Consider the following 20,704-nt stretch of genomic DNA (forward strand, 5'->3'; position numbering starts at 1 on the left):
GGCCATGCGCCCGCCGCGGGCCGCGCCGCGCCGGGCCGCCGCGACACCCGAGCCGGAGCCGAAGGGCAAGGCGCGCAAACTGCGCTGGTTCGTTCTCGCGTTCGCGCTGGTGCTGGCCGTCGGTGTCGGACTGCTGGTCGGCTACAAGATGATTCGCAGCAACTACTACGTCGGGGCCGACAACGGCTCCGTGGTGATCCTGCGCGGGTTACCCGGCTCGGTGCTCGGATACTCGATCCACGACGTGAATCTCGTCGGCTGCGTCACCAAGACCGGGGAACTGTCCCTGGTCGACCCCGGCGGCGATCTGCCGTCGTCGTGCAAGCAGCTGAAGGTCACCGATCTCAAGCAGACCGGCCGCGAACAGGTCGGTAAGGGCCTGCCGCCCGGCTCGCTGGACCGGGCCAAGGACCAGATGCGCTCCATCGCGCAGGGCGAGCTGCTGCCGCCGTGCCCGGCGAAGACGTCGGTGCCCCAGCCCGGCGTGCTGCCGACCACCGAGCCACCGCCGCCCGGACCGGCCGCTCCGAGTACCGCGGCCGCCCCGACCTCCGAGCCCGCACCGCCGGCTCCGCCCGTCCCCGGCAACGGTGACGCGGGCACCGATCTCAAGACACCGACGAAGTCGGAAGCACCGGTTCCGCCGAACCCCCAGATCGCGGGGGAGAACTGCCGGGTGACGGACTGATGTCCGCGCCGGCACCGCCGTCCGCTGGGGCCTTTCCCAGTCCTCCCGGCGGCTTCGCTCCCGCGCCACCGCCGAGCACCAGACGCAATGCCGAGCTGTTGCTGCTGGCCGGCGCGGCGGTGATCACCACGGCCTCACTGTTTTTGGTGGAGGCCAGCCAAGAGCAGTCGGTCACCTGGGATATCGCCAAGTACGGCCTGGCTTTTCTGGCGTTGTTCGGCGTCGCCCACCTCGCGGTGCGCCGGTTCGCGCCCTTCGCCGACCCGCTGCTGCTGCCGATCGTCGCGCTGCTCAACGGACTCGGACTGGTGCTGATCCACCGGCTCGACCTGGCCGATGAGCAGAACGCGGTCTACAACTCCTGGCCGATGCCGTCTCCCGACGCCAACCAGCAGATCCTGTGGACCACCCTCGGCATGATCGTGTTCATCGGGCTGCTGATCGCGCTGCGCGACTACCGCACGCTGGCCCGCTACGGCTACACCCTCGGCTTGATCGGATTGATCGCGCTGGCGCTGCCCGCCGTGCTGCCCAGCCGCTTCTCCGAGATCAACGGCTCCAAGAACTGGATCAAGATCACCGGATTCAGCATCCAGCCCGCGGAGTTCTCGAAGATCCTGCTGATCATCTTCTTCGCCTCGGTGCTGGTGGCCAAGCGCGATCTGTTCACCGCCGCCGGCAAGCACCTGCTCGGCATGGAGTTTCCGCGCGGGCGCGACCTCGGCCCGATCGTGGTGGTCTGGATCGTCTGCGTCGGCGTGCTCGTCTTCGAGAAGGATCTCGGCACCTCGCTGCTGATCTTCAGCACGGTGCTGGTGATGCTCTACATCGCCACCGAGCGGGTCGGCTGGCTGGTGATCGGCGGCGCGCTGCTCACCCTCGGATTCTTCTTCGCCTACCAGACTTTCGGGCACGTGAAGATCCGCACGCAGACCTGGCTGCATCCGTTCGACGACTACAACAACACCGGCTACCAGATCTCCCAATCGCTGTTCGGGCTGGCCACCGGCGGGCTCGCGGGGACCGGCCTCGGCAGCGGACGCCCGAACCAGGTGCCCTTCGCCAAGACCGACTTCATCATCACCACGATCGGTGAGGAGCTCGGCCTGATCGGGCTCACCGCGGTGCTGGTGCTGTTCCTGGTGTTCATCGTGCGCGGCCTGCGCACCGCCCTGGCCGTGCGCGACAGTTTCGGCAAGCTGCTGGCCGCCGGCCTGGCCTTCACGGTCGCGATCCAGCTGTTCGTCGTGGTCGGCGGTGTCACCAAACTGATTCCGCTGACCGGTCTCACCACACCCTTCATGTCCTACGGCGGCTCGTCGCTGCTGGCCAACTACGCGCTGCTCGCGCTGCTGATCAAGGTCTCGGACGCGGCACGCGCGCCGGCACCGGCCCGCAAGAGCGTGCCCGCGGCCCCGATCGCGGAGGCGACCACCGAGCTGCTGCGCAAGCCCGACGCGGGCCGACCGGAAGCGGGGCCCGCCACGTGAACACACCACTACGCCGGGTCGCCATCGCGGTGATGCTGATGATCGTCGCGTTGCTGGTCAACGCGACCTACGTCCAGGTGATCAAGGCCGACGACTACCGCACCGACCCGCGCAACTCCCGGGTGCTGCTCGACGAGTACTCGCGCCAGCGCGGGCAGATCTCCGCGGGCGGCACGGTGCTCGCCAACTCGGTGGCCACCGAGGACCGCTACAAGTACCTGCGCACCTACCCCAGCTCCCCCGAGGCGTTCGCACCCGTCACCGGCTTCTACTCGATGCAGTACGGCAGCAACGGGCTGGAGCGGGCCGAGGATTCGGTGCTCAACGGTTCCGACAGCCACCTGTTCGGCTCGCGACTGGTCGACATGGTGTCCGGACGCGATCCGCGCGGCGGCAACGTGATCACCACCCTCGACCCGGCCATGCAGCAGGTGGCCTACGACCAGCTGACCAGCAAGGGTTACACCGGTTCGGTGGTGGCGATCGAGCCGAGCACCGGCCGGATCCTCACCATGGTGTCCACCCCGAGCTACGACCCGAACCAGCTGTCCGGCCACGACGGCGCCCGCGGCACCCAGACCTGGGAGGCGCTCAGCGCCGACGAGAAGCAGCCGATGCTGAATCGGGCTGTCTCGCAGACCTATCCGCCCGGCTCCACCTTCAAGGTGGTGGTCACCGCGGCCGCGCTGGCGAACAACGTCGCGACGCCGGAGGATCAGTTCACCGCGGCGCCGAACATCACGCTGCCCGGCACAAGCACCACGCTGGAGAACTACAACGGCTCCAACTGTGGTGGCGGCCAGAGCGCCTCGCTCTACGAAGCGTTCCGGCTCTCCTGCAACACCGCGTTCGCCGAACTCGGCGTCAAGGTGGGCGCCGCGAAACTCAAGGACCAGGCCGCCGCCTTCGGCATCGGCGAGAACCGGGGCATCCCGATCCCGGTCGCCGAGAGCACGGTCGGCACCATGCCGGACAACGCCGCGCTGGCCCAGAGCAGCATCGGACAGCGCGACGTGGCGCTGACCCCGCTGGACAACGCGGTGATCGCGGCGACGGTCGCCAACGGCGGCGTCCGGATGGAGCCGCACCTGGTCGACCAACTGCAGGGGCCCGACCTCAGTGAGTTGTCCAAGACCAAGCCGGTCTCGCTGGGCCAAGCGTTCAATGCCCAGGTAGCGTCATCGCTGACGAATCTGATGATCGCGTCGGAGGAGAACACCGGCGGTAGCAGGTCTTCCCGCTATCAGATCGCGTCCAAGACCGGCACCGCCGAGCACGGCAGCAATCCCCGCAATACCCCACCGCACGCCTGGTACATCGCCTTCGCGCCCGCGCAGAACCCGAAGATCGCCATCGCGGTGATCGTGGAGAACGGCGGCGACCGGGCTCTCGGCGCGACGGGTGGCAAGGTGGCCGCGCCGATCGCACGCGCGGTCTTGGACGCCGGTCTGCGAGGGGGCTGAACGATATGGATGTGCGAGTGAAGGTACGGGGATGCTGAACAACGGTGCGATGATCGCCGACCGGTACCGGCTGCAGCGCCTGATCGCGACCGGCGGCATGGGCCAGGTCTGGGAGGCGTTGGACACCCGGCTGGACCGCCGGGTGGCGGTCAAGGTGCTCAAATCGGAGTTCTCCGCCGACCCGACGTTCCGGCAACGGTTCCGCACCGAGGCAAGGACCACCGCCCAGCTGAACCACCCCGGCATCGCCGGGATCTACGACTACGGCGAGACCACCGACCCGCAGGGCAGTGAAACCGCCTATCTGGTCATGGAATTGGTGCAGGGCGAGCCGCTGAACACGGTGCTGAACCGGCTCGGCAGGCTCTCGGTGGGCCAGGGTCTCGACATGCTCGAGCAGACCGGTCGCGCGCTGGACGTGGCGCACCGGGCCGGCGTCGTGCACCGCGACGTGAAGCCGGGCAACATCCTGGTGACGCCGACCGGTCAGGTGAAGATCACCGACTTCGGCATCGCCAAGGCGGTCGACGCCTCGCCGGTGACCAAGACCGGCATGGTGATGGGCACCGCCCAGTACATCGCGCCGGAGCAGGCGGTCGGCGAGGACGCCACCGCCGCCAGCGATGTGTACTCCCTCGGCGTGGTCGGCTACGAGGCGCTCGCCGGGACCAGGCCGTTCAGCGGCGACGGCGCGATCACCGTAGCGATGAAGCACGTGCGCGAAACGCCGCCGCCGATGCCGGGCGACCTGCCTGCCAACGTGCGTGAGCTCATCGAGATCACCATGGGCAAGGATCCGAAGGGCCGCTACTCGCGCGGCGGCGAATTCGCCGACGCGGTCGCCGCGGTGCGCGCGGGCCGCAGGCCGCCGACCCCGACCGGGGCCAACCCGTCGATGTCGATGACCGGCGCCACCCGGGTGCTGCCGCCCGGGCCCACCGTCGCATTGCCTTCCACGCCATCGGAGTTCGACGGCGCGACCGTGCACTACTCCACGCCCGCAGGCGCGGCCCTCAACAATGCCGGCTACGCCAACGGCACCGGTGCGCCCGCGACGATGCTCAACAGCGGTACCGGAGGCAATCAGCTGCCGCCGGAGCACGGCAAGAAGTACACCACCACGCAGAAGTGGATGGCCGCGCTCGGCGCGGGCGCGGTGCTGCTGCTCGCCATCGTGCTCTACCTGATGTTCGGTGGCGATACGAACCCGGATTCGAAGGTCCCGCCTGCCACCACGACCACGCAGGCGCCGAAGCCACCACCGCCGCCGGTGACCAGCACGACGACGCCCAAACCCGTTCCGCCGCCGGTGGTGACCACGGAGCCGACCACCACAGAACCGACCACCACCACGCCGGAACCGACGACGACCACGCCGTCGCCGACCACCACGCCGCCGAGCAGTACCAAGACGACGACAACAACACCGCCGACGACCCTGCCCCGAATCCCCACTATCGACATACCATTTCCGGGGAACAGTGCTCGAAGCTCCGCCACCCCCAGCGCGCCCAAAACCTCTTCGCAAGGACAACAATGACGACCCCGAAGAATCTCTCCTCCCGCTATGAGCTGGGCGAGATCATCGGGTTCGGCGGCATGTCCGAGGTGCACAAGGCGCGCGATCTGCGGCTCAGCCGGGACGTGGCGATCAAGGTGCTGCGGGCAGATCTGGCCCGCGACCCCACCTTCTATCTGCGGTTCAAGCGCGAAGCCCAGAACGCCGCCGCGCTGAATCATCCGGCCATCGTCGCGGTGTACGACACCGGCGAGGCCAAGGTCGACGACGGCCCGCTGCCCTACATCGTGATGGAGTACGTCGACGGCGACACGCTGCGCGACATCGTGCGCGGCCAGGGGCCGCTGCCGCCGCGCCGCGCCATGGAAGTCGTCGCGGACGTGTGTGCCGCATTGGATTTCAGCCACAAGGCCGGCATCGTGCACCGCGACATGAAGCCGGCCAACATCATGATCAACCGGGCCGGCGCGGTGAAGGTGATGGACTTCGGCATCGCCAGGGCGCTCGCCGACAGCTCCAACCCGATGACCCAGACGGCCGCGGTGATCGGTACCGCACAGTATCTTTCGCCCGAGCAGGCGCGCGGCGAGACGGTGGACGCCCGTTCGGACGTCTACTCCGTCGGTTGCGTGCTGTTCGAAATCCTCACCGGTGAGCCGCCTTTCACCGGTGACTCGCCGGTCGCGGTCGCCTACCAGCACGTCCGGGAGGACCCGCGGCTGCCGTCGCACGTGCATCCCGGGGTGCCGCGCGAGCTGGACTCGGTGATCCTCAAGGCGATGAGCAAGAACCCGGCCAACCGCTACCAGAGCGCGGCCGAGATGCGGGCCGACCTGATCCGAGTGCTCGGCGGGCAGAAGCCCATCGCGCCGATGGTGATGACCGACGAGGACCGCACCACCGTCTTCGGCTCGAACGAGCCCGCGCCGCGCAGCTACCGCACCGTCGAGCGCAACGACGACACCGCCGAGCAGGGGCCGCCCGAATCCGGCGGACCGCGTCGCTCCATCTATGTCGCCGTCGCCGCGGCCGCCGGTGTCGCCGTGCTGCTCGCCTTGTTCTGGGTGTGGGTCGGACCGGGCAGCAAGCCGGAACAGGTTGCGGTGCCGGACCTTTCGGGCAAGTCCGCGCAACAGGCGGCCGACACGCTCCAGCAGGCCGGTTTCGCCGTCTCCATCCAGCAGAAACCGGACAGCACGGTGGACACCGGCAACGTCATCTCCACCGCACCGCTCGGCGGTGCGCGGGCGGACAAGGGCAGTAACGTCACCATTCAGGTGTCCACCGGCCCGGCCCAGGTGCAGGTGCCGAAGCTCGACGGGATGAGCCAGCAGGAGGCCGAGGTCGCATTGCGCAACGGCAATCTGCAAATGGATCGGAATGTGGTGCGTAAGCCGTCCAGCACGCAGGACACCGACAAGGTCATCGGGCAGGATCCGTCGGCGGGTTCGCGGGTGGATGTGGACCGGGCCATCGTCGTCACCATCGGCTCCGGCCCGGAATCCGTCCGGGTGCCGAACGTGATCGGTCAGGACATCGACGTTGCCCGGCCGAACCTGGTGGACAGCGCCGGATTCAAGATCTCGATCCAGGAGGTGCCGTCGTCGCGGCCCAAGGGCGAGGTGCTCTCGACCAGTCCCGCGGGCGGCACGACGGCGGAGAAGGGCTCAACGGTCACCGTGCAGGTGTCCAGTGATCAGATCAAGATGCCGTCGCTGGTGGGTCTCACGGTCGCGCAGGCGGTGGACAAGCTGCGCGCGGAAGGCTGGACCGGCACGCAGAGCCAGATCAGTCAGTCCCCGCAGGGCACCTTCGACACCAGCAGCGTGGGCCGGATCCTCAGCCAGCAGCCGTCCGCCAGTGGTTCCATCCCGAAGAACGGGACCGTGTCGGTCGGCGTGGGCGTCCTCGGCCCGCCGTGAGATAGCGGTATCGGCGAAACACCGACCGGTCGGTGTGATCAGCGGCAGAATTGGGTGTGCTCCATCCGGATCAGCAGTGCTGAGCAACGAGGAGGACGCCTTATGACTACCGCCAGGGACATCATGAAACCCGGTGCGCAGTGGATCTCCAAGGAGGAGACCGTCGGGAAGGCCGCTCGGGTGATGGCCGAACTCGGCGTCGGATCACTGGTCATCGCCGACGACAACGATCGCATGTGCGGCATCATCACCGACCGCGACATAGTCGTGAAATGCGTTGCGCAGGGCCGTTCGCCGGCCACCACACGGGCCGAGGAACTCTGCGAGTCCACGCCACGCTGGGTCGCCGCCGACGCCGACGTCGAGGAGGTGCTCGACCAGATGGAGAGTCATCGGGTCAAGCGGATGCCGGTGATCGACAACAAGCGGCTGGTCGGCATGATCAGCGAGGCCGACCTGGCCAGGCACCTCGACGACAACCAGCTCGGTGAGTTCGTGACGGCGGTCTACGGGCGGCCCTAGGCCCCGGACCGCAACTTCGCCACCGGGCCTGGGCTCCACCTGCACTCGGGTGGGTGTGCTGAGCACGAGGCCTCCGGTGTGCGAATTCTGCTCGGCCGCAAAACTCGATGCCGGAGGCCGCGCCCGCGGCGGCGTATCGGCGCGGCAGCGTGGCCGCAATCGGCGCGGCAGCGTGGCCGCACTCGCACCGTCGCGATGTTTCGGTATCAAAGAGCCGCAGATGTCAGGTGATTTAGGTTCCACCTAACGCATTGCGGCGCCGGTTGTTTCACCGAAACAGCTGAATGCTGCTCAGTAGTGCTGGTAATCGGACCCGGGACCGGCCATGCAGGTTACTTCCCCGATCGGCACCCAGCCTGTTACGTGCGCAAGGTGCACGATGTAGTAGAAGGTGTTTCCATCCTTTTTGTACAACTGGTACCCGTAGGGATAGCCATCTTCTTTGATTTCGGTGAACTGCCCGTCCTGCCCGCAGTGCAAAGGGGGCTTGAGCAGGCTTTGCGCCGAAGCAGTGCCGGCAGCCATGCTGCTCAACATCATTGCGGCGACGGACGCGCCGGCGACACTCGCGGCGAGCCTCCGAAGGTTTATCATGGAAGTGTTCCAATCTGTGTTGTGAACTGTGAATTGCTGCATGCGTGCAGCTCCGGGTGTTGGGGAGTGGCAGCTCCCCAACACCAGGTTCTATAAGATCTTGTGTTCTATAGGATCTGACGCGTCGAGCCCGAAATCGGTTCCATCGAACTCGGAAGTTTTCTCGGCAGCCCAGAGTTGGCAGTCATCGACGTTCGATCACGAATCTCCAGCCGCCGCAACGACGTAGGACAGTGCGTGCTGAACCTTGGTTCGTCTCAGGACAGCTCGAGGTGACCGTTCATCGACATCGCCTCCGCCGCGAGCTCGGTCAACTCGATCACCTCGACGCCCTGCTCGCGCAGCTTCTCCACGCCAACGCAGTTCGTCACGAAGGTCGCGGGTTCCCGCCAGGCCAGCACGACCCGGGGAATTCCCGCCCGCAGGATCCGGTCGGTACACGGCGGCCGGGTCGCGGTGGCCCGCTGCGAACACGGTTCCAGCGTGGTGTAGATCGTCGCCCTGGCCAGCCGCGGATCGTCCGCGTCGAGCTTGTCCAGCGCCGACTCCTCGGCATGCACCTTCGCGTCGGTCTCGCGCGAGTAGCCGGTGGCGATCTCCACATCGTCGGCCACGATCACCGCGCCGACGGAGAACGCCGTCTCGCTCGGCGGGCAGCGCCACGCGAGTTCGATGGCGCGCCGCATGTACCGAGTGTCGCGCTCCGCCATGGGCTCGGACTTCGGGCGGTAGCGCAAGACCGCGACGTCGCCGAACAAGGCGATGTCGACCAGCCGCATGCGGCGGTGCGGGGCGCCCGGATAGCTTGCGGCATCGAGGAATCGCGGGGCTGCGGGGTCACCCACCAACAGAGGTGCGACCGCCAGATGCAGTTCGTCGGCGAGGTCGGCGGCAAGAAAGGTGGTGTGGATGCGGGTGCCGCCCTCCACCATGAGGCGGCCGATGCCGCGGCGACCGAGGTCGTCCAGGAGAGCACCGAAGTCGAGTTCGGCGCCGAGCGAGACGATTTCGGCGAGGCCGAACAGGCGATCGGCGAGCCGCGCTGCGCCCGCCTCGGTGGTGTACACGAGCTTGTCGCCGCCGTGATGCCAGAACCTCAGGTCCGGATCCAGGTCACCGCTCGCCGTGACGGTGATCTTCAGCGGGTACGCCGGTTTGCCCGCCTCGACCCGTGCGGTCCTGCGCTCGGCGCTGTCGACAAGCAGTCGAGGGTTGTCGCGGCGCAGTGTTTCGGCACCGATCAGGATCGCGTCGGAGTCCGCGCGCACCTGATCTACCCGGTCGAAATCCGCCGGGTCCGACAGCCGAAGACGCTCAGGGCTCGCATCGTCGATGTATCCGTCGACGCTCACCGCGACCGACAGCAGCACATAGGGACGGGTCACTGCCGCACCTCCGGTCGCTGACTGCGTCCCTGATGTCCCGGTCGCTCACTGCGTCCGTTCACTGCACGCCTCCCGGTCGCTGACCACGTCCCCGCACCGCCTCCCGGTCGCACACACTGCGTCCGATTTACTGCAGCACCAGCGCGGCGACCTCTGCCTCGAGCATCTCCACCAGGCCCTCGGCCGGGCGCTCGCCACAGACGCCGAGCCAGTTGGCCAGCATCCGGTGCCCGCCCTGGGTCAGCACCGATTCGGGGTGGAACTGCACACCGTGGATCGGCAGGGTGCGATGCCGCATGGCCATCACGATGCCGGATTCGGTGCGCCCGAGTACCTCGAGCTCGTCGGGCAGCGTGTCTTCGGGGACGGTCAGCGAGTGGTAGCGCGTCGCGGTGAACGGGTCGGGCAGGCCGGCCAGCACACCGGCGCCGATGTGGAAGACCGAGCTGGTCTTGCCGTGCAGCAACTCGGGCGCGCGGGTCACCGTCGCGCCGAAGGCTTCGCCGATGGCCTGATGGCCCAGGCACACGCCGAGCAGCGGCACGGTATGCCGGGCGCAGGCCCGCACCAGGTCGATGCTGGCGCCCGCGCGATCGGGGGAACCGGGCCCGGGGCTGATCAAAATGCCGTCGAATTCGGCTACGACGGCGTCGACATCGGCCAGGTTCGGGTCGTCGTTGCGCCACACCACGGCCTCGGCCCCCAGCTGCCCGAGGTACTGGACCAGGTTGAAGACGAAGCTGTCGTAATTGTCGACGACCAGAACACGCATGATCCGAGATTACGTCCCCGCACGGCACCGCGTCGCATCCAATACCAGTTGGGATAGCCTAGAGGCACACCGGAGGGCGCCAGAGCCTCGTCCACCGTGGCGAGCGAGCTCCGCACCACCACCCGCGCCTGCCCCGCCGGTACCGACCTGCACGCCGAATACGAGGACGTCATGCCCAAGTCGAAGGTCCGGAAGAAGACCGATTACACGATCAACCCTGCCAGCCGGACGCCGGTGAAGGTGAAAGCCGGACCGTCGCCGGTCTGGTACGTCACCATCATGCTCGGTTTCATGCTCGCCGGGCTGGTGTGGCTGCTCGTCTATTACCTCGCCGCCGATCACATCAGCTGGATGAGTGATCTGAACGCCTGGAACTTCCTGATCGGATTCGGCCTCATGGTGGTCGGTCTGATCATGACCATGCGGTGGCGCTGACACCACATCTGGGCTGTTCCAGGTAACGCAGGCACCACATCTAGATTACAGACGTGTCATTCATGCACACCTGTGGATGAACCTGTGGACAACTCGAGGAGTGCTTGGGGAAAGTGACCCGTGACACCTGATTCTCCCGATCCACAGCCCCGCGAAGCCACGCCTCGGCTCGCCTGGACCACGCCGACACCGGCCCTCGTCGCGGTGACCGGTGGCGGTATCGTGCTGGCCGTTGCCGCGATCCTGTCCAACGAGGCCGCGAGCCGCCTGCTCATCGGGCTGGCGGCGGCGGGGCTCCTGGTGATGGCCGGCCTCGGCTTCCGCCAGCGACCACGGCTCACCGCCGTCGCGGGCGCCGACCCGCGGATGGTCGTGCGCACTCTGCTCGGTGCCGACGAATACACCCGCGACCAGATCATCCGTGCCAGGGTGGTGGACTACCGCCGCCTCGGCCGTAAGATGCCGATGCTGGAAATCGACGTCGACCACGACGGCACCGAGCGGCTGCTGATCTTCGGCCGCTGGGATCTGGGTGCCCGGCCCGACGACGTCTACGACACCTTGGTACGCACCCTCCGGTTGTCCGGCGAGACCACCCGCTGAAAACCCCGTCCGCCCGCGAGTAGCAGCAACGCGGTCGTTGTGCTTCGCCGCGCTATCCGGCTATCCCGTGTTTCACGTGAAGCCACACGCCACGAATGCCGGGTCACGCCAACGACATAGCGGTGGCGCCGATCACCCCGAACGACACCAGCGCCAGGGCCGCGACGGCGATCCAGCCGACGAGCCGTGCGGTCTCCTGCGATTTCACACGCAACCAGCCCGGCAGGAAGAGAATGCCCAGTGTCGCGAGCGTGCCTGCGGCCAGCCCGCCGAGATGTCCCCACAGGGAGATGCCCGGCAACGAGAAGCTGATGAAGACGTTGATGCCGATCAGGATCAGCATCTGATTCGGGTTCTGCCGCAGCCGGATCAGGATGACGGTGATCGCTCCGAACAGGCCGTATACCGCGCCCGACGCACCCGCGGTGAAGCTGTCCTGCGCGAACACCATGACCGCGGCGGAACCGCCTAGCAGCGATACGAGATAGACCGCGAGGTAGCGCAGCCGCCCGAGCACCAGCTCGCCGTCCCGGCCGATCACATACAGCGCGAACATGTTGAGCAGTAGATGGATCGGACCGTAGTGCAGGAAGCCGGAGCCGATCACCCGCCACCACTCGCCGCCGGCCACCGCCGGTGGATAGAGCATCCAGTCGATGAACAGCGCCGAGGCCCGGTTCGCCATCAGGCTTTGGGCCTGCACCGCGGTGATCGCGTAGATCGCCACGTTGATCGCGATCAACGCGTAGGTCACATACGGCAGCGACGCCCTGGCCACCGGTGCGCCTGCGACGGTGCGCACCGGCGCCACGTCACGCTGCCCTTGCCGCAGGCAGTCGACACAGTGCTGGCCGACCGCCGCGGGGCGCAGGCATTCCGGGCAGGAGGGCCGTCCGCAGCGCGTGCACGCCAGGCCGGTCGGACGATTGGGATGGCGAACGCACGTCGGCGCAGGCGGCTGGGCGGTCATAAGCTCATTCGATCGTGATCTTGGTGATTTCGACGGGTTCCAGGGGGCGGTCATTGCGATCGGTCGCCGTCTTGGCGATGGCATCGACGACCTTGCGCGACTCCGGATCTACGACCTCACCGAAGATGCTGTGCTTGCGGTTGAGGTGCGGCTGCGGGCCGACGGTGATGAAGAACTGCGACCCGTTGGTCGCCGGTCCGGCGTTGGCCATGGCCAGCAGATAACCGCGGTCGAAGCGCAGTTCCGGGTGGAACTCGTCGCCGAACTCGTAGCCGGGTCCGCCGCGTCCGGTGCCGGTGGGGTCGCCGCCCTGAATCATGAACCCGTCCATCACCCGGTGGAACACGGCGCCGTCGTAGAACGGGCCGGTGCTGCCGCCGCTCGCATTCGGGGTGGTGTACGGCGCCGAACCGTCGGCGAGCCCGATGAAGTTGCGGACCGTCTTGGGGGCGTGGTTACCGAAGAGCGAGATCTTGATGTCGCCGCGATTCGTGTGGAGCGTCGCCACAGCGGTCTGATTCGGTGAGGTCACGCCGCAATGCTACGGTCCCGCCGCCTGGGAACCGCAGCGCACCGGCCGGTACCACCCGTGTCGGGTTGCGCCGGTAGGCGAGTTCCGGTGCGCCAGGCGAAGTTACCCGCGATGCAACGGCGGTCGTCCGCGCCGGCCTTCAGGCCTGCCACCTGAGCCGATGGGTAGGCGTCACGGCGCACCCGGGCGAGCCGCTGAGCTGGAGCTACTGCATGAACGGCGCGGTTGTGCCAGCATGGGCCAATGACCATGGGGCCCCTACATGTATCCGCACGTACTCGTAACCGGCTCATCGTCGCGGCGGCCGTCGCGCTGGCGGGTGGCGTGGCCTGGCTGGTACGCAGCAAGCGGCCGCAGCCGCCGGCCCCGGCCCCGGCGCCGCCGCGCATCGGGTACTCCCGCAACGGCTCCGCGCCCACACCGGTAGCCGGAGCGGGCGCGGAGAACGGCCGCTAAAGGTTCAGCGACTGACGGTCTTCTTGTACTGCCGGACTGCCAGCGGTACGAAGATCGCCATGATCACCACCACCCAGATCAGCGTGGTCACCTCCGGATTGCGCAGCGACCACGCGGTGGGCGTGGGTGCCACCGCACTGGTGTTGCCGAAGAGGTCGCGCGTCGCCTGGGTGAGCGCGGAGACGGGATTCCACTCGGCGATCACCCGCAGCACCGTCGGCAGCTTGTCGCTCGGCACGAAGGTGTTGCCGATGAAGGTCAGCGGGAACACCACGATGAAACTGGCGTTGTTGAAGACCTCCGGCGCCCGCACCAGCAGCCCGACGTAGGCCATGATCCAGGACACCGCGTAGGCGAACAGCAACAGCAGCAGGAACGCCAGCACCGCGTCCAGGAACGAGCCACGGATCCGCCAGCCGATCGCCAGACCGGTCAGCGACATCACCGTCAGGCTGACCACGTTGATCACCACGTCGCTGAGCGTGCGCCCGATCAGCACGGCCGACGGCGCCATCGGCAGCGAACGGAATCGGTCGATGATGCCCTTCTGCATGTCCTCGGCCAGCGCCGCGCCGGTGAACGACGCGCCGAACACCACGGTCTGCGCGAAGATGCCGCCGATCATGAACTCCCGGTAGCTCACCCCGGGGATCTCGATCGCCGAGCCGAAGATGTAGGCGAACAACAGCACGAACATGATCGGCGAGAGCGTCGAGAAGATCAGCACGTCGGGCACGCGCCTGATCTTGATGACCCCGCGCTTGGCGATGGTCAGGCTGTCGCTCACCACCATCGACAGTTTGTCGCCGAGCGAGAGCCGCTCGTGCACCGGAGCCATGGTGGTCATCGGGTCGTTCCTTCCACTGCGGCCTGCCGCTCTGCCGCGGCGCGGCCGTTGTCGTTGGTCAGTTCCTCGGCCTCGTGCCCGGTGAGGGTCAGGAAGACATCGTCGAGCGAGGGCCTGCGCAGGCCGACGTCGTTGATCCGCACGTCGTGTTCGGCGAGCTTGCCGATCGCCGCGACCAGCGCCTGTGATCCGTCGGCCACCGGGACGGTGAGGCGGCGCAGCCCGGGCTCGACGTGAATCTCGCCGTCGGCCAGGCCTTTCAGCGCCTGCATCGCGGTACCGAGGTTGTCGGCGTGGTCCACGGTGAGCTCGATCCGGTCACCGCCCACCAGGGTCTTGAGCTCGTCGGCGGTGCCACGGGCGATGACCCTGCCGTGGTCGATCACCGCGATGGCGTCGGCCAGCCGGTCGGCCTCGTCCATGTACTGGGTGGTGAGCAGCAGCGTGGTGCCGCCCGCCACCAACTCCTCGATGACGTCCCACAGCGCGAGCCTGGCCCGCGGATCCAGGCCGGTGGTCGGCTCGTCGAGGAACAGCACCGGCGGGTTCGCGACCAGCGCACCCGCCAGATCGAGTCGCCTGCGCATACCGCCGGAGTACGTTTTCACCGGCCGGTCCGCGGCGTCGCTGAGCCGGAACCGCTCGAGCAGTTCGCGTGCGCGCTCCTTACTGCGCTGGACCCCCATGTGATACAGCCGTCCCACCATTTCCAAATTCTCGAAGCCGGTGAGATATTCGTCCACCGCGGCGTATTGGCCGGACGCGCCGATGCGGGAGCGCAGGGTTCGTGGCTCGCGCAGCACATCGATGCCCGCGACGGTCGCCCGCCCGGCGTCCGGCACGAGCAGGGTGGTGAGCACCCGGACCGTGGTGGTCTTACCTGCGCCGTTGGGTCCGAGCAGCGCGGTGACGGTCCCCGCCGGGACCGAGAGGTCGAGTCCATCGAGGGCGACCAGATCGCCATATCGTTTGACCAGACCCTCGGCGACTATTGCGTCGGGCATGATTCTCCTGAGTTCGTGAGTTTTTCGTGGGATGTATTTGCACGACGCCAGTGATCTGGTGCCGACCGAATTCGCTGGGCCAAGGAAAAGGCCGATACCCGAGTCAGTATTGCGCCACCCACCGACAATTTCATCCGATTTGCGCCGGTTTGCGATCTTGAGAATGCGCGAGCCCGCCACCATCGGGCATCCGCCGGTGCCGCGGTTGCCCGATGTTGCCCTCGGGGTGCGCCGAGGGCGCGGACACGGTGTGCGAGGTGGTGCGCAATCGCTCGATCCTTCTGTTGGGCAACGTGGCGAGTCTTTCTCTCTACAAAGTACAGAGTTTATGGCGGGTTGCCCACCCCCGACTCCGCCTGGACGCGCCTCCCACAAACGAAGGCCGCACCTCGATCCAGGCGGTGCTCGGGGGTGCCGGATCGAAGTGCGACCGGTTCGATACTCCCGCGTGCGGCCCACCGAGTCGTGCGTAGCGGACTACCCGAATCGTCGCCGCGCGGTACTCGTGCACCGGGCTGCGCCCACGCGAAAGCGCCCGAGCCCCTTGCTCGCTCGGACCGTTCGATCGACCGGGACCCGCTGAACACGAACGCATGTTCGCATCGGGGTACGACAGATTCCGCCGACGAATACCGACGCACATCGCGTCGGTCGCCCATCGCAGTCGAATCGTCCTCGCGGGACAGCGATTCTCCCCACACAGCGACCGGTCGGCTTGTTTTATCCTGCCGTAGCCGACCCGAATCACAGCGCGTATCGAGCGGGTATCGACCTGCGCAACAGTGGTTTTGGCAAACACCAGGCCACCGCCGAACAGTGGTCCCAGGGAGGGGCCCACCTACCCGAAACGGTCACGAACTAGCAGAAAGTAAGCGGACCCAAAAAATCTTCAAAAAGTGGCACTCCCCACGCGCACACAATCGGGAATCATCGCGTAGGATCATTCAAGTCGGCCCCTCCCCCCCGGGCCGACCTTACGCGGGCCTCGGCTAACTCCCCCCCTTCGCCGAGGCCCGCTCCCCATTTCCGGACCAGGTCAGACGGCCTGATTCTCCCCGGGTAACACCGATCGCCAGGCCGTAGCCAGACGCTGATCGCGCACCCGTCCGGCGATCCCGAGCAGCGGACGATCCCGCTCCCATCGCTGTCCGGTCACCGAATCCACGGACGCCCACAGCGAATCCAGCTCCGCCAGCAACCGCTCGACGGACTCGAAGATGCCACCCAGCGCGATGTGCACGCCCGGCGAACTCGGCGCATCGAGATCGAGTCCACGCACCGCCGCCACCACGGTGAGCAGTCGCTCCAGCACGGACTGCGACCAGCCCGCCTCGCGCGCCACCCGCACCAGCCAGCCGAGCGCCGCGGCCAGCACATGGATGTCCTCGATCGTGCGGAACGGCTTGAGGTAATCCAGGTAGCCGTCACCCGGTAACACCTCTGCCGCAACATCTGTCAGTGTGACCATGGCATGCGGGATCTCCGGGGCAAACGGAGTCTCGGGCAGATTCGTCACGTGCACCCCGGTCGCACGGGCGTCGACCAGGGTGGCGCGCAACCGATTCCGGCCGTCCTCGGCCGCTCCCACGCTGGCCAGCACCACCAGCCGCTGCGCCAGCTTGCCCAGCGTGGCAAAGGTTTTGGTCCCGTTGAGCCGGAACTCGCCGCCGTCCTCGGTCAGCGTGGTCCGGATCGCCGCCGGATGCCCGCCACCCGCTTCGGTCGCACACAACGCGACCAGTTCGTCAGCGGGCAGATCCGGGATCAGCGTGCGTACCGCCTCCTGATACCCGGACAGGAACGCGTAACCGAGCCGGTCGGCGCCGAAGCCGCCCGCGATGGCGACATCGACCGGTTTGCCGAATCGGTTCGCGGCCACCCGATGTCGTGTCCAGGCCGCGCCGGCATCATCGAGCGGCGTGGAGGCGAGCGGTTCGGTCAGCAGGAAATCGAGCACGGAGTCCACCCGTGCACGGTAACCGGCGGTGCGATGGAGAGCGGCTCGATCACCCGGCGGCGCGTGCCGACTCGGGCCGGGCCTGCCAGATCCGGCTGCGCAGATCCCGGCCTCGAATCACCTGGATCCGCCACGGGTCCAGCCGCAGGATCTGCAGCTTCGGGTCCTGCGGTGAGTGCCAGAACTGGCCGAGGTCGTATCCGGCGCCCGGCGGGCTGGTCTGCCGATACAGCTGCCACACCCGCTCTCTGATCTCGGGCGCGTCGGCCCACTCGGCCGTCGCGTCTACCGCAACCGAATTGTTGCCCGGTGCCCAGTAGGAGAAGTTCACATGTGGATTGGCGGCGATGTGTGCCGCTTTGACCGGGGTCTTGTAGGTGGCCAGCCAGCCGAGTGGAGTGCCGTCCGCGTGCTCCCAGACCGGGATCAGCACCCGGGTCCGCGGCCGATGCTGCTTGTCCACGGTCACCATGGTGGCGTAGCCGATCTGCCCGACGTAGGTGTCGAACTCCGTCTCGATGTCGGCGAAAGCCGTCACCTTGCTCGTCATGCTGCCATTCCTTTCGTGCGACCGATCACAACGGACCGGCTACCTGTAGACGTGCGCACATTCCGTTCGCTGCTGTCCCGAGCCGGTTCGATCGGTTACTTCTAGTAACTGACAGCATCATGCGTCACCGATACTGAACAGGGAAGACGGCACATTGAAGTCACTCGGTTACTCCGCAGATACCGACAACTCGATCGACCCGACCATCGGACGAACACCCGAATCGACGCTGGTGACCATCCGGCAACCTACGGCGCTGCACATGCGCGTTCCGCCGACGAGCGGTAACACTGAGGAGGACCATCCGCCCCGAAAGGAGCCCGACCTGTGCCGAAACCGGACGAAGCTCGCAAGAGGGCACTTTTCGACAACGAGGCGCGACTGTCCTGGGTGCTGGCCGCACTGGCCGGCTTGATCGGCGCGGCGGCGTTCATGCACACCGCTGGCTACTTCGTCACGTTCATGACCGGCAATACCGAACGGGCCATCCTCGGCCACTTCAACGATCAGAAGGACACGGCGGCCGCGGCGGCGGGACTGCTCGCGTCGTTCGTCGGTGGCGTCGTGGTCGCCTCCTGGTGCCGCAGACACTATTGGTCCGGGCATCCGCACGGACCGACCCTGCTTACTACGTTCAGTTTGGCCACCGCGTCGATCATCGACATCGTCCGGTTCCAGAATCCGGAGACCGCCGACATCGACTTCGTGCCGATCCTGTTCGTCGCGTTCGGCGTCGGCGCGCTGAACACCTCGTTCGTGAAGGACGGCGAGGTGTCGGTGCCGCTGAGCTATGTCACCGGGACCTTGGTCAAGCTGGCCCAGGGCATCGAACGCCACATCAGCGGCGGCGACTACGCCGACTGGCTCGGCTACTTCCTGCTCTATCTGAGCTTCGCGCTCGGCGCCCTGCTCGGTGGCCTGTTGAGCATGCTGGTCGCCGGCTGGGCGATGCTGATCACCGCGACCGTGGTCTGCCTGATCGTCACCGGCTACACCTACCTGCATCTCGACCGGCACGGACCGCTGTCGGGCCGCTGACTCCTGTGCACTCGTCGGTTGCGCCGGTTACGGTTGCCGCGTGGAGGAGAAATTCGGGGTCGACGCCGATCAGTTCGCGGCGCTCGTCCTGCAGCAACTGACCGAGGCCGGCGAGCACGACGCGAAGTACGATCCGGACGAGTTCACGATCACCGTCGGCGACCTGGAGCTGTACCTGGGCAATGTCTTTCGGGAGGCCGCCCATCTCCCCGCCGACGATCGGGATGCCCGGATCGCCCGCTACATCGCAGGCGTCAAGGACGCCGACGGACCGGACACCTGGCTCGAGTGCCGTGCCCTGCTGCGACCGATCCTGCGCCCCAACGGCTTCGGACTCAACACCCCGACCAAGGAGACGCTGCCGATCTCCCGCCCCGCGTTCCCGTTCCTCGACGAACTGGTCGCGATCGACAAGCCGAATTCCCGCTCGATCGTCTCCGGAGCAACGCTGGAACGTTGGGGTATCGCGGCCGACGAGGTCTTCGCCGCGGCGCGCGAAAACCTCACCGCCCTGGTCGGTTCCCACGGCATCGAGGAAGCAGGCCTGCTGCATTTCGCCGACAACGGCGACGGCTACTGCACCTCCTGGCCGCTGATCCCCGGCTGGCTCGCCGGCTCCGGTGACGGCACCCACCGCCCCATCGCCTTCATGCCCGACGTCGACACCTTGCTCATCGTTCCTGACGACGGCGACCTCACGCCCCTGTTCGAGCACGTCGAGCAGCAGTACCGCGCCGCCGTCCGCCCCATCTCCCCGCAGGGATACACGGTCGACGACAACGGCACCGTCATCCCCCTCGACCAGGTACCCGACCACCGCCACCACGCCCTAGCCCTGCGCGCCCGCTGCGGTTTGGCCATCACCGAGTACGACACCCAAACCGAGGCCCTGAAAACCGCGATGGAACGCGACTTCGTCTACCCCCACCACGACGACCTCGACCCCGCCTTCGTCGCCTCGGTCCTCTACGTAGCCGCCGAAGAAGGCCCCCACACCGTGACCGTCTGGGGCCAAGGCGTCGAATACCTACTCCCCGAAGCCGACCGCATCCTCTTCTGCACCGAGGAGAACGGCGAAATGCAAACCCTCTTCGAAGTCCCTTTCGCCGCCGCAGCCGAAATCACCGGCCTGACACCGATTCCCGGCATGTCCCCCCGCCGCTACGAAATCCGCCACTGGCCGAACCCCGAAACCCTCACCCGCCTAGAGGCCGCCGCAGTACCGCACTGAGCTTCGCCCCCCGGCGGCACGTAACCGCGTGCCGCCCTAGGGGTTCGGCGACAGGTAGAAGCTCAGCGAAACAAGTCGCCGAATAACAAGTCGCCCGGCCAATCGTTCGAAACTGCCGCTAGCTCGCTTACTTGCCGGCGCTGTATTCAGCGACCTAAGCGTTAGCGAGGCAGGAAGTTACCTCAGGTACGCGACCAGAAGCGGGGGTACGGGGCGAAGCCCCGCCGGGCGGGGTGTGGGGGCTACGCCCCCACAAGACACGACGAAACGAGCCCCGCACGCGCTTTCCGCGTGCAGGGCTCGCCTACGAGTGGAGTGGAGCCTAGGGGAATCGAACCCCTAACCCCTGCCTTGCAAAGGCAGTGCTCTGCCAATTGAGCTAAGGCCCCGAGTCAGCGGGTGGTGACTTCGTGCCACAGGTCGGCGTCGGTGCGCTGGCGCAGCTTGGAGATGCCGATGAGAACCGCGACCACGGCGCCTACCGTGACAAGAAACTTCATGGTTCCCACCCTACTGTGATGTTCGGGAGTGGGCCTAGGAGGACTTGAACCTCCGACCTCTTCGTTATCAGCGAAGCGCTCTAACCGCCTGAGCTATAGGCCCGTATCGACTCTTGTTTTCTTCCACCTGAGCCGAGGCTAGAGATTACCCGACTTGCCCGTGAACGACCAAAACGGCTGGTAGCGGAGGTGCCGATCAACGAAAACGGCCGGTGTCGTCCCCTGT

General features: G+C 67.0%; 20 protein-coding genes, 2 tRNA genes and 1 pseudogene. 11 read left to right on the top strand and 12 right to left on the bottom strand.

Annotated elements, in window-relative coordinates:
• From NN4_RS33720 to NN4_RS33745, 6 genes and pseudogenes are all read left to right on the top strand, one after another.
• Positions 1–688 (top strand): annotated as a pseudogene (locus tag NN4_RS33720) (serine/threonine protein phosphatase); the annotation flags it as partial.
• On the top strand, positions 688–2,178 hold the full coding sequence (locus NN4_RS33725) for an FtsW/RodA/SpoVE family cell cycle protein (RefSeq protein ID WP_147139822.1): 1,491 nt from the start codon (positions 688–690) through the stop codon (positions 2,176–2,178). The pseudogene NN4_RS33720 and the gene NN4_RS33725, both read left to right, overlap by 1 nt.
• Positions 2,175–3,641 (top strand): peptidoglycan D,D-transpeptidase FtsI family protein, encoded by a 1,467-nt coding sequence (locus NN4_RS33730; RefSeq protein ID WP_147139824.1) that lies wholly within the window; start codon positions 2,175–2,177, stop codon positions 3,639–3,641. The genes NN4_RS33725 and NN4_RS33730 overlap by 4 nt, the downstream gene beginning before the upstream one ends.
• 31 nt (positions 3,642–3,672) lie before the next feature.
• Positions 3,673–5,181 carry a protein kinase domain-containing protein gene (locus NN4_RS33735; RefSeq protein WP_147139826.1) on the top strand — a complete coding sequence of 503 codons (1,509 nt, stop codon included), beginning with the start codon at positions 3,673–3,675 and terminating at the stop codon, positions 5,179–5,181.
• Complete coding sequence (pknB, locus tag NN4_RS33740; RefSeq protein ID WP_147139828.1) at positions 5,178–7,082, top strand: Stk1 family PASTA domain-containing Ser/Thr kinase; 1,905 nt, start codon at positions 5,178–5,180, stop codon at positions 7,080–7,082. Before NN4_RS33735 ends, pknB begins: the two co-directional genes overlap by 4 nt.
• Before the next feature lie 102 nt (positions 7,083–7,184).
• A complete protein-coding gene (locus NN4_RS33745) occupies positions 7,185–7,604 on the top strand; it encodes a CBS domain-containing protein (RefSeq protein WP_147139830.1) in 420 nt (139 codons plus the stop codon).
• A 291-nt stretch (positions 7,605–7,895) separates the two neighbouring features.
• On the opposite strand, the gene NN4_RS33750 is transcribed toward NN4_RS33745, so the two are convergent.
• The 3 genes from NN4_RS33750 to NN4_RS33760 form a co-directional block, all read right to left on the bottom strand.
• Positions 7,896–8,240, bottom strand: a complete 345-nt coding sequence (locus NN4_RS33750; RefSeq protein WP_147139832.1) for a hypothetical protein — start codon at positions 8,238–8,240, stop codon at positions 7,896–7,898.
• A 215-nt stretch (positions 8,241–8,455) separates the two neighbouring features.
• Positions 8,456–9,583: a dihydrofolate reductase family protein gene (locus NN4_RS33755; protein WP_147139834.1), complete on the bottom strand. Its 1,128-nt coding sequence runs from the start codon at positions 9,581–9,583 to the stop codon at positions 8,456–8,458.
• Between the two features lie 127 nt (positions 9,584–9,710).
• A complete protein-coding gene (locus NN4_RS33760; protein WP_135234177.1) occupies positions 9,711–10,355 on the bottom strand; it encodes an aminodeoxychorismate/anthranilate synthase component II in 645 nt (214 codons plus the stop codon).
• Positions 10,356–10,526: 171 nt separating this feature from the next.
• On the opposite strand from NN4_RS33760, the gene crgA reads away from it, so the two are divergent.
• Positions 10,527–10,790: a cell division protein CrgA gene (gene crgA / locus NN4_RS33765; RefSeq protein WP_107659880.1), complete on the top strand. Its 264-nt coding sequence runs from the start codon at positions 10,527–10,529 to the stop codon at positions 10,788–10,790.
• Between the two features lie 120 nt (positions 10,791–10,910).
• On the top strand, positions 10,911–11,393 hold the full coding sequence (locus NN4_RS33770; protein WP_147139836.1) for a PH domain-containing protein: 483 nt from the start codon (positions 10,911–10,913) through the stop codon (positions 11,391–11,393).
• Positions 11,394–11,496: 103 nt separating this feature from the next.
• Here the strand turns inward: NN4_RS33770 and NN4_RS33775 are convergent, their stop codons facing one another.
• Complete coding sequence (locus tag NN4_RS33775) at positions 11,497–12,363, bottom strand: rhomboid family intramembrane serine protease (protein ID WP_147139839.1); 867 nt, start codon at positions 12,361–12,363, stop codon at positions 11,497–11,499.
• Positions 12,364–12,367: 4 nt separating this feature from the next.
• The gene (locus NN4_RS33780; protein WP_147139841.1) at positions 12,368–12,895 is read right to left on the bottom strand and encodes a peptidylprolyl isomerase; all 528 of its coding nucleotides are present in this window, start codon (positions 12,893–12,895) and stop codon (positions 12,368–12,370) included.
• A gap of 243 nt (positions 12,896–13,138) precedes the next feature.
• Between NN4_RS33780 and NN4_RS33785 the strand changes: the two genes are divergently transcribed.
• A complete protein-coding gene (locus tag NN4_RS33785; RefSeq protein ID WP_135234173.1) occupies positions 13,139–13,351 on the top strand; it encodes a hypothetical protein in 213 nt (70 codons plus the stop codon).
• Between the two features lie 4 nt (positions 13,352–13,355).
• Here NN4_RS33785 and NN4_RS33790 read toward each other — a convergent pair whose 3' ends face one another.
• The 4 genes from NN4_RS33790 to NN4_RS33805 all read right to left on the bottom strand — a co-directional run bounded on the left by NN4_RS33790 (position 13,356) and on the right by NN4_RS33805 (position 17,709).
• The gene (locus NN4_RS33790) at positions 13,356–14,198 is read right to left on the bottom strand and encodes an ABC transporter permease (protein WP_135234172.1); all 843 of its coding nucleotides are present in this window, start codon (positions 14,196–14,198) and stop codon (positions 13,356–13,358) included.
• On the bottom strand, positions 14,195–15,202 hold the full coding sequence (locus tag NN4_RS33795; protein ID WP_147139843.1) for an ATP-binding cassette domain-containing protein: 1,008 nt from the start codon (positions 15,200–15,202) through the stop codon (positions 14,195–14,197). The genes NN4_RS33790 and NN4_RS33795 overlap by 4 nt, the downstream gene beginning before the upstream one ends.
• A 1,036-nt stretch (positions 15,203–16,238) precedes the next feature.
• The gene (locus NN4_RS33800) at positions 16,239–17,168 is read right to left on the bottom strand and encodes an acyl-CoA dehydrogenase family protein (RefSeq protein ID WP_147139845.1); all 930 of its coding nucleotides are present in this window, start codon (positions 17,166–17,168) and stop codon (positions 16,239–16,241) included.
• Between the two features lie 40 nt (positions 17,169–17,208).
• A complete protein-coding gene (locus tag NN4_RS33805; RefSeq protein WP_147139847.1) occupies positions 17,209–17,709 on the bottom strand; it encodes a pyridoxamine 5'-phosphate oxidase family protein in 501 nt (166 codons plus the stop codon).
• A gap of 327 nt (positions 17,710–18,036) precedes the next feature.
• Between NN4_RS33805 and NN4_RS33810 the strand changes: the two genes are divergently transcribed.
• Entirely contained in the window at positions 18,037–18,747 is a 711-nt protein-coding gene (locus tag NN4_RS33810) for a YoaK family protein (protein ID WP_147139849.1), read from the top strand.
• 40 nt (positions 18,748–18,787) lie between these two features.
• Positions 18,788–19,978, top strand: coding sequence for a DUF1444 domain-containing protein (locus NN4_RS33815; RefSeq protein WP_147139851.1), 1,191 nt, complete (start codon positions 18,788–18,790; stop codon positions 19,976–19,978).
• Positions 19,979–20,294: 316 nt separating this feature from the next.
• Here the strand turns inward: NN4_RS33815 and NN4_RS33820 are convergent.
• The 3 genes from NN4_RS33820 to NN4_RS33825 form a co-directional block, all read right to left on the bottom strand.
• Positions 20,295–20,367 (bottom strand) — tRNA-Ala (locus tag NN4_RS33820).
• A gap of 3 nt (positions 20,368–20,370) precedes the next feature.
• Positions 20,371–20,478 (bottom strand): DLW-39 family protein, encoded by a 108-nt coding sequence (locus tag NN4_RS45845; protein ID WP_222595215.1) that lies wholly within the window; start codon positions 20,476–20,478, stop codon positions 20,371–20,373.
• A 29-nt stretch (positions 20,479–20,507) separates the two neighbouring features.
• Positions 20,508–20,581 (bottom strand) — tRNA-Ile (locus tag NN4_RS33825).
• Positions 20,582–20,704 lie beyond the last annotated feature (123 nt).

Source organism: Nocardia ninae NBRC 108245, from assembly GCF_007990755.1.
Lineage (GTDB): Bacteria > Actinomycetota > Actinomycetes > Mycobacteriales > Mycobacteriaceae > Nocardia > Nocardia ninae.